This is a genomic window from Citricoccus sp. NPDC079358, from assembly GCF_040702545.1.
Lineage (GTDB): Bacteria > Actinomycetota > Actinomycetes > Actinomycetales > Micrococcaceae > Citricoccus.
Window position 1 is genome coordinate 1 of the sequence record NZ_JBFBLI010000019.1, and the last position, 12,908, is coordinate 12,908.

General features: G+C 66.2%; 10 protein-coding genes. 5 read left to right on the top strand and 5 right to left on the bottom strand.

Features of this window, described 5'->3' with window-relative positions; genetic code table 11:
• The 5 genes from AB0333_RS15890 to AB0333_RS15910 form a co-directional block, all read right to left on the bottom strand.
• A partial coding sequence (locus AB0333_RS15890) for a hypothetical protein (RefSeq protein ID WP_366219662.1) occupies positions 1-1,233 on the bottom strand: 1,233 nt, incomplete at its 3' end.
• 531 nt (positions 1,234-1,764) lie between these two features.
• Entirely contained in the window at positions 1,765-2,196 is a 432-nt protein-coding gene (locus tag AB0333_RS15895; protein ID WP_366219663.1) for a hypothetical protein, read from the bottom strand.
• A gap of 1,187 nt (positions 2,197-3,383) precedes the next feature.
• A complete protein-coding gene (locus AB0333_RS15900) occupies positions 3,384-6,041 on the bottom strand; it encodes a LuxR C-terminal-related transcriptional regulator (protein ID WP_366219664.1) in 2,658 nt (885 codons plus the stop codon).
• The gene (locus AB0333_RS15905; protein WP_366219665.1) at positions 6,038-8,611 is read right to left on the bottom strand and encodes a helix-turn-helix transcriptional regulator; all 2,574 of its coding nucleotides are present in this window, start codon (positions 8,609-8,611) and stop codon (positions 6,038-6,040) included. The genes AB0333_RS15900 and AB0333_RS15905 overlap by 4 nt, the downstream gene beginning before the upstream one ends.
• 312 nt (positions 8,612-8,923) lie before the next feature.
• A complete protein-coding gene (locus AB0333_RS15910; RefSeq protein ID WP_366219666.1) occupies positions 8,924-9,325 on the bottom strand; it encodes an Hpt domain-containing protein in 402 nt (133 codons plus the stop codon).
• 323 nt (positions 9,326-9,648) lie between these two features.
• Here AB0333_RS15910 and AB0333_RS15915 point away from each other — a divergent pair, with 323 nt between their 5' ends.
• From AB0333_RS15915 to AB0333_RS15935, 5 genes are all read left to right on the top strand, one after another.
• A complete protein-coding gene (locus tag AB0333_RS15915; protein ID WP_366219667.1) occupies positions 9,649-10,182 on the top strand; it encodes an alternate-type signal peptide domain-containing protein in 534 nt (177 codons plus the stop codon).
• 81 nt (positions 10,183-10,263) lie between these two features.
• A complete protein-coding gene (locus AB0333_RS15920; RefSeq protein WP_366219668.1) occupies positions 10,264-10,833 on the top strand; it encodes a SipW-dependent-type signal peptide-containing protein in 570 nt (189 codons plus the stop codon).
• A gap of 2 nt (positions 10,834-10,835) precedes the next feature.
• Entirely contained in the window at positions 10,836-11,477 is a 642-nt protein-coding gene (locus AB0333_RS15925) for a signal peptidase I (RefSeq protein WP_366219669.1), read from the top strand.
• Between the two features lie 55 nt (positions 11,478-11,532).
• Positions 11,533-12,048 carry a hypothetical protein gene (locus tag AB0333_RS15930; RefSeq protein ID WP_366219670.1) on the top strand — a complete coding sequence of 172 codons (516 nt, stop codon included), beginning with the start codon at positions 11,533-11,535 and terminating at the stop codon, positions 12,046-12,048.
• Positions 12,049-12,214: 166 nt separating this feature from the next.
• The gene (locus AB0333_RS15935) at positions 12,215-12,829 is read left to right on the top strand and encodes a recombinase family protein (RefSeq protein WP_366219671.1); all 615 of its coding nucleotides are present in this window, start codon (positions 12,215-12,217) and stop codon (positions 12,827-12,829) included.
• Positions 12,830-12,908 lie beyond the last annotated feature (79 nt).

Below are 12,908 nucleotides of genomic sequence, written 5' to 3' on the forward strand. Positions count from 1 at the left end.
GAGTAAGACGAAGCCTCCCCCCATCATTAGTGATACAACGATCAACGTTGCCTCGACCCCTGGCCCTGCCAGTCGTTCTGACAACACCTGCGGCTGGAAAGACATCGCCAGGCTCACGGCCAACATCAACGTGAGCAGCGGAGCAAGCAAGAAAGTCAACGCCAGCAACCGAAGCCGGGCGCTCCACGGAAGAGAATTCCTCAGAGCCATAAGAAGCGAAGCACCTGCCGTGTCGGTTCGTGCCTTCACGGGATGATTTGGTCGCAGGGCCCGGACCGCGTCCACACACAGCGACCAAATGATAAATACCAACATCAGAGAGCCGAGAAACGAAAATACTCGAGGAATTAGAGTCGCTTCAGGGCGCGAAAGTTCATTGACAAACAACGCCGACAAGGCCAGCGACAAGTGAGGACCGAAATACGCGATCAGCGCAGAAATAAATACTAATGCTGGAAGTCCGACTGCCAGCAGCTGCCGATTCCGACGAGCCTCAAGATTATCTCCTACCAGACCTGCCATTTGACGAGACATCACCTGCCAAAGGACACGGATCGGAGACGAAAAAGAGCCAGCCGCCGCACTCACCAATACAACCAATGTCGGAAAGGCGTCGGTAACTTGGAGCCTGCTCCCCATCAATACCTTTGCAAGCCCCACGATCAGAAATCCACCGGCAATGACCAGGGATGCCATCACCTTGTACCGCAAGGCTCCTCTAACGACCGCCACCGCATTGTCTGCAAATCCAGCGCGCCACAGCTTCCAACGCGCCCGCATCGCGGCCCGCCGATAAACCTTGACAGTTCGCAACAATGGCGTGTTCATAGCGGAATCGACCGCAACGACGAATTGTGACTGCGCCTCTTTTTTTGCAACCCTACCTCTCTCGCGAATGTCTGCGACTTTTTTTTCATACTTAGATGCTTTGACTGGATCGACTACTATCGTAGCAATAACTTCGGCTACATTCTCTTTACCGGCCGAATTGTACGCCGTAAGGTTATGCTGCAAGCTCTCAATAGTTTCAGCCATTCGAAGCCGATCCATGTCACCCAGCACCCGTATGTCTTCGAGTGAATGTTGCGAGAGCGCCCGCAGGAGGGACTCGTCCGTGAACAGCTGTAAACTTCCGTCGTCGTACGCTCGGAGCAGGATAGAAACATAGACGGCGGAGACGACTACAATGGTTGTCAAACTTAGATAAAAAATGAAATCAATAGCGACATTCATCGGTCCGTCCTCTGACTTATGTGCCGTCCCTGGAACTGCCAAACCGCGAAGCAGGTCGTCGTCTGGCGAGGGGTCCTCTCTGGCCGTCTAAGGTTTGCCCGTTAGTGTACTGATCCGGATGACGCCTTGCCGTAGTTCATTGGAGCCCACCTGCCCTCAGAGCGGCCGGGTCGCACTTGATGCCCGACAAATTTTGGCGCTCCGCTACTAGCTGACGTCAATCCCCTAGGTCGTGTCTTCCCTATCGTCGGTGAGGCTCGCGGCAGGTGGGCCGGGTGAGCTCACAACGGGATTGTGATATCGAGTGTTCACGGACAAGCAGTGGTAGCCGATCGTGCCGTTGTTGCCCTCGAATCAGAGCCGGCGTGGGCATCCGTTCGGCGACCACCGGCGGATGGTCGAGGGCATCGCCTACTTGTACCGGCCCCGGATCCTCTTATGGGGCGGTCGACAACCCGCCCTCAAGAGGCCAGTCTCTGAACGCCGGTGAGAAACCCGAGTCCCGCGGAACCGTCTTCTCGTTGGCATCACTTAGTCCATCGGCGTGGGGGTATCGGCGACTGTTTCAGCGGTGGCCAGTAACTGTCTTCCCGGCTCCGTTGGATCAAACATGACGTTGACGATGCAGGCCACCGGTTCCGTCCAGGGCGCGCGCACATGGTCCATAATTCGCCGGCGTAGCGCGTCACCGCGTTCGCTCCACCGGCAAAACCCTGCGCTCTCATACCGGCCCGGGGTCAGCAAGCCCTCGTCGCACATGCTTACGGACACCTCCACAGCCAGCGATGTCGCGAGTCCGGAATCGCGGCTATCGTCCGGGCCGAGTGCAGTGATTCCGGCAGTTTCGGTCATGACGTCTAGGACGATCCCTTCGATCTCACGGAAGCGAACCCAGTCCTCACAGCCAAGAACCAAGACACGACGCACCACCTCCTGCCGGACGTTGGGATCGAGCTCAGCCATGGTCCTCATCCTGTCACCAAAGGCACCAAGTCTTGAGGTCCCAGCCAACCGCCGTCCGACTGCCCCTGGCCCCACCCATGGATTCGCCACAGGTAAAAGGCACCTCGCGTTCCTGACAGCCTCCGGGGCAACAGGCATTGCACCCCACAATCGCCCCACACCGGAAGGCCACCACGCCGCAGCCGACTCGTGTGCCGGTCGGGGATCCCCCTAAGGAATCGCCCCGTCGCCCATATGACCCTCGGCAGCACTTCTGAACTGCCGCCGCAGGCCCTTCCGGCCTACGGGGACGTTCGGCCGCGTTGCGTTGAGGGGCCAGCTGAGCCAGGACCGGGTCTTCGCGTAACGCCTTTTCAAGGTTCTGCGGCTCCCAGAGCCGGACCGTCAGCGGTGACGCGCCCCACGGCGCGCGGCCCCGTCGGCTTGCCGAGTCCGACCCCACGCCGCAAGGTGGACCCGGCGGCAGTGACGGCGATGAAAACAACCCGAACCACGGAGAGCAGCGGCAGACGCCCCCGCCCACGTTTCAGCGCCATGCCGCTGCGACTTGGATCAGAGTGATCGGAGTCTGTCGGCTGGGCATCGCGGTCCGGAAGTATAGACAAAAGGCCACTACCAACGCCGAGGGCCCCTTCGATACCCTGAAGGGGCCCAGTGAGACGGTGCACACGGATCGACAGATGGACCAAGCCCGCGGGGATGCGGGCTCATCTGCATTAGGTCCGACAAGAGGCGGCGGCGTGAGCCACCGCCTCTTTGCGCCTGTTTGGAGCGTACCCGTGAAATCCCTTTACCTCAATGGAAACAGCAGGATTACTCAACACTTCAACTGCTAACGTGTCCACGCCCCTGTCTCACGCTCACCGGTCCCCGTCGAAGGCCAAGAGCGCATTCACGGCCGAGCGAGCGGGCGCACGCCGAGGGTGGCAGGACCACGGGCCTTGTATCTTGGCACGACCCATTCCGCTGAGCCTTGGTCGTTTCGGCTGGCACCCGCAGAACACCGGGTGGGGATCCCCAATCGGGCATGACTGAGCGCGAACGGCCGCCCCTTGCCTCGACACGATGCAAAGAATGCCTCACTCCGGTGCAATCCAAGAGTTTAAACGGCACGGCACCTGCTCCACGTGGAGCAGGTGCCGTGCTGTCGGTGTCAGTTCGCCAGCAGCTCAGAGGCCCGCGGCCGGTCAGAACTGCACGTCCCGCAGTTCGGACCGCTCGGTGATCCCGAGCTTCGTGAAGACCCGGTACAGGTGGCCCTCCACGGTGCGCTGGGAGACGAAGAGCCGTTCCGCCACTTCGGCGTTGCTCAGGCCCTGTGCTGCGAGTTCCACGATCTCCCGCTCGCGCGCCGTCAGCGCGCCGAGGGCCTGGGCCCCGGCGATGTAGGGCGGGAATCGGACCCCGGCGCGCACCTCCAATCGCTTGAGGTGGCGCAGGGCCTCGCCCCGGCGTCGCAGGTCACCGGCGTGGTGGTGGAGCAGGACCACTTGGGCCCAGGCGAACGCCGCCGCAAGGATGGTCCCGGCGGCGGCCGTCTGTCCGGCGGCCTCCGCCAGGCCCCGATGGTCCTGCGCGAGAGACGGTTCCAGCACGCGGGCGAAGCCCTCAGCCCGGGGCCCGGCCGTGGCGGTGGTCACCTCTTGGAACTCCCGCAGCAGTCCCTGCTCAACATCCGCCGGGTCGCGCATCATGATCAGGCACAGCAGGATCTCCCGCCGGACCACGGGACGGCGCTGCAGCCGTGGATCGTCCAGGACCCTACGCCACAGTGGACGACCCACGCCCGCGAGGTCGGGGTGACGGTCCTCGGCGATGCTGAAGAGGGCCAGGGACATCAGGCACCAGGATTCCGGGCCGGAGATGTGCCTCACCGCCCGTTCTTCGGCGGTGGGGCTCGGCATCCCGACCGTGACGCTGGCCCGCCGGGGGGCCAGCATGGCCTCGGCCAGCGGCAACAGCTGCAGGGGATCGTGCTGACGCAGTTCCACCACGGCGTCCTCGATCCACGGGTAGGCGCCCTCCGGCGTGCCATCGGCGTTCTCCATCAGGTGTTGCAAGGCCAGGATGGTGCCCGATCTCTGGTGCCACAGCCGCGGCTCCAGGGCCATCTGTTCCTCGAGGAGTTCCCGTGCCCGATCCGTGTACCCGGCGGTGACGTGGGCGAGCACGAGGGTGGCTATGCATTGGAGATCGAATCGCGCGGAGAAGGCGGGAAACCTCCGAGCCATCTCGTAGGCGCGCTCGGCGGTCCGGGCGGCAGCCTCCGGGTCCCCCGCCATGGTCAGTGCCTCGGCCCGCATGAGCAGCATGGTGGCGCGCGTGAAGTCCTGGGTGTCGGGATCATCGATGACGCGCTGCAACTGTTCCTGCACTTCGGGGCGGTGCAGGTCAGGGGCGCCGCGACTGATCAACTCCATCAGGCTCAGCAACTCGGAGGGTGAGTCGGACGGCGTCGGCTGGCGTTCCCGGAAGCTCGAGAACAGCGGCGGCAGGGCAGCCCAGACATTGGGGGCCTCGCCGGCGCTCACGAGGCTGAGGGCGAGCAGGGACAACGCCTCCGTCCTCAGGCCCTGATCCGAGGTCTGGACGGCGAGGTCCTCCAGCTCCTTGCGGGCCGCCCAGGTGCGTCCGCCCAGGAGCATCAGCTCCGAGGCCAACAGCGCCGCCCGCGGTTCCTTGGACCCGGCCACGTGGGGTGCCAGGGCTCGGGCCGTCGGCCAGTCCTTGACCTGCAGCGCCGCGTAGCTGGCGTCCATGAGCTGGTTGACCGGCACACCCTGTCCGCACTCCAGGGCCCAGAGCACGCTGCGGGCCGTCCGGCCCTGTTCGGCATCGCCGCCAGCGGCCACCCACCTCTTGTACAGCTCGAAGCTCCGTCCGGGAGCGATGTGGGCCCGCAGCACCTCGGCATGGATCACCGCGGCCAGATCCACGGTGTCTCCGGATCCCTTCTCCCGGAGCAACCCGGCCTCGAGCAGGTCGTGGACATGTTCCCCGGCGAGGGCACGCAGCAGGGACCGCGGTGTACCTCCGGCCAGGGCGGCCAGCTCCAGCGTCTCCCGCTCACCGGGCAACAACGCGTCCTGCATCGTCTCCACGGTGTCGATCAGGCGCCCGTCCGGTTCCGGAGCGGCCCGCAACAGGACCCACGGCGCCGGAAGCCCCGGCATGGATGCGCCGCCCGGTGCCCGGACCAGGACCCCCTGGTCCCTGGCGGAGGCCAGGTACGCGTTGATCAGCCGCGGGTTACCACCGGTCATCCCGTGGATGGCCCGTGCCGTCCCGAGGGTCACGGGCCCGTCCAGCATGTGTTCGCACTGACGCCGCACGCGGTCCACGTCGGCCGGCTCCAGGTGGATCGTCCGCAGCACCCCGGTGTCTGCCAGGGCGGCCAGGCCGGAGGCCCGGTCGAGCGGGCCGGTGCCCATGGCCAGGAGGGTGGCGGCCTGGTTCTGGACCAGCTGGGCCAGCACGAAGGCGCTGGCGGCATCCAGGTGCTGGACATCGACCACCACGATCACCGGTGCGGTGTGGCCCTGCTGCAGGGCGCGCAGGACCTCCACCGGGGTCTCCAACCGGGGCAAGCCGATCAGCAGGGGGGACAGTGCCCCGTAGGTCACCTCCCTCAGGCTCGGGCTGCATTGGACGGTCTGCACGTCTCCGAGGCGGCCGGACACCTTCAGTGCCTGCTGGACCAGCGAGGACTTGCCCATGCCCGGCCCCCCGAGGATCACTGCCCCGGCGGTCGGCTTCCCCTGCAGCACGTCCACGAGGGTGTCCAGGTGAGGGCCGCGACCGGTCCGGGCTGACGGCGCCTGACGCCCGTTCTGCGGAGCGGTCATGACCGGTGCTGCTGCGGGGTGTGGGCGGCAGCCAGGCGGGCCAGTTCAGCACGGCCCTTGAGGTGTAGCTTCGCGTAGACCTGGTAGAGGTGGCCCTCCACCGTCCGGACCGAGATCCCGCTGATCCGGGCGATCATCGCATTCGTCTTGCCGACCACCACGAGCCGGGAGATCTCCTTCTCCCGGCGAGTCAACTCCACCATCCAGGCCGGTTCGCCCCCCGGCTCCTCCGGCTCCGGACTGGTCCGGCGGCCGGCGCCGGCAGCCTCCGCCAACCGCCGGAGTTGAGGGGCCGTCAGGCCCCGGACCAGCGGCAGGTCACCCTGTTCGAAGTGCCCCGCATATCCCGCGAAAGCCAACAGCTCCAAGGCCTGGAACAACCGCTCCGAATCGTCCTCCAGTACCGAGTGGGCCAGCATCAGGTGCGGCACCGAAGCCACCGTCTGGGTGCTCGCTGCAGTCTCGGCCAGGCGGGCGGCGAGCCCTGTCTCCCCAGCGTGGACCGCTGCGGACACCGCGGCGAACTCCACCGCGTAGAGCCCCTCGGCAGCGGCACGGTCGGCAAGGGCCAGCAACCGCGCCGTCCGCGCCTGGGGAGAGTGGATCCGCCCCATGGACCACGCCAGCAACAGTTCCGCCATCCACCCGAGCCGTCCGAGCGGCTGGCCCTCACGGCTGCGGTGGAAATCCTGCATGCGCGACTCCAACACGCGGGACGATGCTTCACCTGCCGCGCCCTCTGATCCGTGCGGACCATCGAGGACATCTGCACAGAGGACCTTGACCGCCAAAGCCGTCTCCAGGTCTTGCGGACGACCAAGCCGATCCAGCTGTGCGACCGCCGTGGCGGCTCGCTGGCCGGCTCGCTCATGGTCACCGCCGAGGACGTCCAGGACAGCCAGGACCAGATCGGCGTACTGCACCGCATAGGGATTTCCGTGCCGTCCGGCCAGGACCGCCTCGGCGAGGTCCCGGCAGCGGTCCAGCTGCCCACACGTGACCAGCACGGTCAGCATGGACTCGGCCAGCAGGGCCCGTTCAAAGGGACCGATCACGTCATTGATGATGCCCAGGTTCTTGAATTCGGCCAGCTCCCGGTCCAACTCGAGCACGATCTGGATGGCCCCGGCCTGGTCATCGGACAGGGCCAGGGCCTCAGCCCGGATGGCCCGGGCCCGGCACCGGATGGATTCGCGCGTGAAAATGGCACCATCGTCAGTCTCCGGGTCTGGCTGGTCCTCCGGCAGGGAGTCCAGCAGGTCGATGACCCGACGCGCGTCGCCACGTACCCCGGCCAGCGCTGCGGCCTGCACAATGAGGGGCGCAGTGCCGCGTTCTGGGGAGTTCCTCAGGACCTCCTCCGCACCCTCCAGATCACCCACCATGAACCGCGCCCGCGTCTCGGCCCACGCCAGGTGCATCCTGCCCCTCACCGAGGCTGGCCGGATCGATTCGGCAGGGGTGCCCTCGTGGTCGACGAACAGGACCACGGCCGCGGCCGAATTGCCGATGGCCACGAAGTCCTGCGCCGCCCGGAGCACGCTGAGGTAGCCGGGATCCAACATCTCCAGAGTCGCCGACAGCTCACGCTGGCGGTCCGGCTCGATCGACGCCATGGTCTCCGCGGCCTGCACGGCACTCATCTGGGCCACCCGACCGCTGTGTTCACTGCGGATCTGGAGGGCACCGGACTCCTCCAGCTCATCGAGCTCGGCGGCGTACCCGGTATGGATGAGGTCCCCCACCCGCATGGGCCCGCAGATGGCCAACATCTCCAGCAGGGCTCGTTGCCGCACGGGAAGGCCCCGCAGCATGGCGGAGGGATCCCCGCCGTTGGTCGGGCGTGGCAACGGGCCTGAGTCGAGGACCCAATCGGCCCCGCTGCGCCGCAGCTTTCCGGAGGAGATGCAGTCCCGCGTCAGCTGCCGCAGCCGATGCACGAACCCGGCGCTGTGCTGCCACAGGACCGTCGCCGCGAATCGCGTCACGGGGCCTCCGGCCACCTCCTCCACCAGGCTCTGGCTGGCCGCCGGCGTCAGCGGCCAGACGGTGATCCCGGTCAGGGTCCCGAGCCGCCGCAGCGCGGCCAGGTCGATCGGGACATCGGTAGAGCGCTCACAATGGACCACCAACGTGATGTGACGGATCTGCGCCAGCTGGGTCAGGACGGTGATAGTGCCCGCATCGATCTGGTCCGGTTGGGACACGATCACGATGGCCGGCTCGGCGCCGGGAGGGCAGAGGAAATCAGACAGCACCCGCATCATGCCGTGGGGGTGGGCCGGCGGGGCCTCACGGAGCCCCGAGAGCAGGATGGCCAGGGCCCCATAGGGCGTGGCCGAGGCGAAGGCACTGCCGTGCAGCCTGAACACCGCACGGTCCGCCGACACGGAGGCCAGGGCAGCCTCAATGGTCTCGCGCCGATCACCGAGTTCTCCGGTCAGGATCGCTCCCCCGGGCCCGTCGCCCAAGAGAATCGCTTCCAGCGCCCGGACCGCCTCATCCGGGGAGTCCATCCACCGCCCGTCGACGCCGGATTCCAGCCAGGACAGGTCCAGTGCGGGGACCACCGGAGCGGACAGTGGTACGTGATTCGCAGGACCGGTGAAGTCCTCGGTGCCGGGTAATCCTGGCAGGGCAAGGTGGGCCCGATGAACGGTGGTCGGTGCCCTCGAGGTGAGCGGGATGGTTCGCTGCTGTACAGAGTGAGACGGAGACAATTGCATACCTTTGGTTCTTGGTGTGAACCGTGGCCTCTCAGGTGGGGAAATTCCTGTGGGGTCACGGTGTGCGGACAGATCTTGATAGGGAGGGGATTCCCTAAATTTCAGACCCTATACGAGTAAGTCTTTGTGGGGCTCTGTGCGGTGGCCCGCGGAATGTCAGGTCGTGGTGGCCGGTGTTGCGATGCTCCTCAGGAAGGCTTGGAGTTGGCGGGCGGTTTCGGCGGCCAGGTGGCGGAGTTTGGTCAGGATCTTCTCCAGGCAGTCCGTGGCTGGCCAGCACACGGGGGCGGGCGGACGCTTGGCCAGCTGGTCCTGAAGCTCGGCCGCCAGTCGGGACAGGGCGGTGGCCCCGGCCATGGCCGAGGAGGTCTTCAAGGACAGCACGGCGTCCATCCAGTCCTCGTGGTCCTGGGTGGTCAGGGCGTGGTGCAGTCTGTCGACGCGCTGGCCCAGCATGGACTCGTACCGGCGGATGAATCCGCACAGCACTTCTGGATCGCCCAGTTGTTCTGCCAATCGGTCCAGCGCATCAGTATCAAGTACTGGTGCAGTGGTCATGGCCCCATGATCCTGCAGGCACCCACACGAGGGCCCCGGGTTTTGCCAAAGAATGGCTCAAGAAACCCCGGTGGTCCCCAACCTCAAGATTGCCGCACCCGGATGAACGGAATCTCGGGGGAAATCTTTGGCGAACGCTCGGGCGAATCCGCCGGTTTCCTTGAGGGGTGGGCGGTGGACTAAGGGTCATCAGGAAGCCGGTAGCGGCAACGACATCCCCGTCGAGCAGGCGCCGAATGCTTCCGTAACCGTCTCAGCATCGACGCTGGGAGCTGGCATCCCCGCCAGCCCCGGCGAAGATCGATACCACTAAGGGGTATGACATGAAGAAGATGACCAAGGGCGCAATCGTCACCGGCCTGGGCGTGGCCCTCCTCCTCGGCGGCGGTGGCACCCTCGCCGTCTGGAACGACTCCGTCGAGTCCAACGCCGGGACCCTCGCCTCCGGCAACCTCGATCTAGAGGCCAAGCCGGGCGTCTGGACCAACGGCCAGGGCGAGAAGATCACGGTCGAGTCCTACCGGGTCGTCCCGGGCGAGATGCTGACCTACACCCAGGTCGTGAACCCGACCCTGGACGGTGACAAGCTCCAGGCCACCCTGGAGGTGACCGGTGTCGAGACCCTCAAGGCCCACAACTCCAAGAACATCACCGTCACCGAGCCGACCCTGACCAACGCCGAGGGGCAGGTCTTGCCGAGTACCGTGCTGACCAAGGCCAACACCGAAGACCAGCCGGTGACCGCCTCCACCACCTTTGCCTTCAGCCTCGACGCGGACAAGCAGGAGAACACCAAGGACACCTGGGACTTCTCCGAGATCGGTTACTACCTGGAGCAGCAGGCCCCGACCAGCTGACCACCGGGGTCCGGCACGTCCTGACCCTGGTTTCCCCTGAACGGCCCACCACCACCGCCCCCCTGCTGAGAGAGGATGATCATGCGCATCACAGCTCAACTGAAGGCTGCCGCGCTGATCGGCCTGGCGGCGGTGGTGGGCCTGCTAGGGGTCGGCGGCACCTGGGCGTTGTGGAACGCCGTCGTCCCCTCTGCGGCGGGCACCGTGCAGGCCGCCGACTTCAAGATCACCCTCAACGAGGCCGACATGGCGGTCGCCGGGACGGCCGTCCAGGTCACCCCCGCGGGCCCCTCCGGGCCCCTGACGCCCGGGGCCCCCGTCTACGCCGCCCTCACCGTGGCCAACCACACCGACGCCGGGACCCCAATGCCCGTCATCGCGGCTGTGGCCGCCCCGAGGATCACCCAAGCCTCGGTCCCGGCCCTGAAGAACGCCCTGACCGCCCAGGTATCCGCCCCCACATCGGGCGACTGCACCCAGGCCAGATACACCGAGGCCAATACCGGCACCTCGGCCACCATTCCCCAGGACGAGTCGCGCCGGTTCTGCCTACGGATGTCTCTGCGGGACGGGGCCTCCACCACCTTGAGAGGTCAATGCGCCACCGTCGCCGTGGACGTGACCGCCACCCAACAGTCCCCAGGAGCCTGACCATGAGCAAGCGCACTCCTCACCGGGCCCCGGCCTTGCTGCAGTGGATCGGCCAGACCGTCTCGTTCATCGTGCTGTGCATCTCCGCGTTGGCGGCGGTGGTGCTGATCGTGGTGCCGTTGGCCACCGGCTCGCAGACCTATTCCGTGCTGACCTCCTCCATGGCCCCGCACTACGCCCCGGGCACCTTCCTGGTCGTCAAGCCCCAAAACTTCGACACCCTGGCCGTGGGGGACGTGATCACCTACCAAATCGAGTCCGGCCGGCCCGAGGTGATCACCCACCGCATCATCACCGTCACCGCCGACCAGGCTGATGAGCGGATCCTGTTCACCCAGGGTGACAACAACGCCGTGGCCGACCCGGAACCGGTGCGCGAAGTCCAGGTCCGCGGCGCCCTGTTCTACGCCGTGCCCTACGTCGGCTTCGTGGCCAATGCCCTGGGCCAGACCCAGCGCGGCCCGATCATCACCCTCCTGGCCATCGGGCTCATCGGCTACGGGGTCCTCTCCATGGGCCGCGGTGTGATCCGCGACCGCCGGGACGCCCCCGACACGAAGGCCCTGCACGAGGCCGAAAAGAACCCGGCCGAGACCGAGGCCGACAAGACATGGTCCGAGGCGCAGCCGGCCCGGGCGTCCTGACCCGGCCACCACACCCGCACCCCCCCCCCGCACGACCGCACCGAAGGAGACCACGTTGAGCACCCAGACCGGCGCCGGCATTTCCCGCCGCACCTGGCGCGCCGCCGTAATCGTGTTCCTGACCGTGCTGCTCGCCGGCACCGGCCTGACCGGGGCCGCCGCCCTCTGGTCGGTCCAGGGCACCGTGAGCACCCAAGTGAGAGCCGGGACGTGGAACGACCCCCTGCGGCCAGGCTGGACCTGGACCCCAAAGATCACCGCGACGAAACGTGAGGGCGGCAACGCACACCACGACATCGTCTTCGACTGGCAGCCCCCGACCCAGGCCGGATCCACGGTGACCTACACCACCACGCTGACACGCCTCGGAACCGGACGCATCCAGGAGGGCCCCCTGGCCGTGGACGGGGACGCCTCGGCCATCCGATACACCGTGCACCATCAGTTCCTGCCCGACACCTTCACGTTCACCGTCACCGCCACCGTCGACGGGGTACCCTCCGCCACGGTCACCCGCGCCGTGTCCATCGATAAGGCCGGCGTCCCCACCATCGCCACCGCCACCGGCTGAACTATGACGTCCACCAGTGATCTGACGTCAGGCTGAGGTACACCCCAACCTGACGTCAGGCGACCATGTCCACAGGTGTCAGAATAGGATCCGGTCTTATATTTCTTGACAGGTTTGATCGCAGGTCTTAGATTTCAACCTGACAGCATAAGGGTGGGAGGCACAGATGGCGGGTCAGCGGATCGGGTATGTGCGGGTCAGCACCCTGGACCAGAACGAGCAACGGCAGCTCGAAGGTGAGGTTCTGGACCGGGTGTTCACGGACAAGGCCTCCGGCCGGGACGCCAACCGCCCCGAGCTAGCTGAGCTGCTCCGCTTCGCCCGCGACGGGGACACCGTCGTGGTCCACAGCATGGATCGGCTGGCCCGGAACCTGGACGACCTGCGCTCCCTCGTGAGGACCCTCACCGGCAGGGGAGTGCGAGTCGAGTTCGTCAAGGAGCACCTGGTCTTCACCGGAGAGGACTCCCCGATGGCCAACCTGCTGCTGTCCGTCATGGGCGCCTTCGCCGAGTTCGAACGCTCCCTGATTGGAGAACGCCAGCGCGAAGGCATCGCCCTGGCCAAACAACGGGGAGCCTACAAGGGACGTAAACGCACCCTGACACCAGAACAGGTAGCCGAGCTGGCCGCCCGCGCAACGGCCGGCACCCCGAAGTCCGAACTCGCCCGCCAGTACGGGCTCAGCCGCGAAACCGTATACCAGTACCTGCGTCGACACGCCGAGACATCGGCGGAACCACCGAACGCAACGGAAAGCGTGGCCTCGGTCGCCGACTAGCGCAGTGAGGACACCGCCGCCTACCTCCAACAGTCACACCCGCGGGTCAAAACGAAGCGTCGACAAACGCTCGTTTATG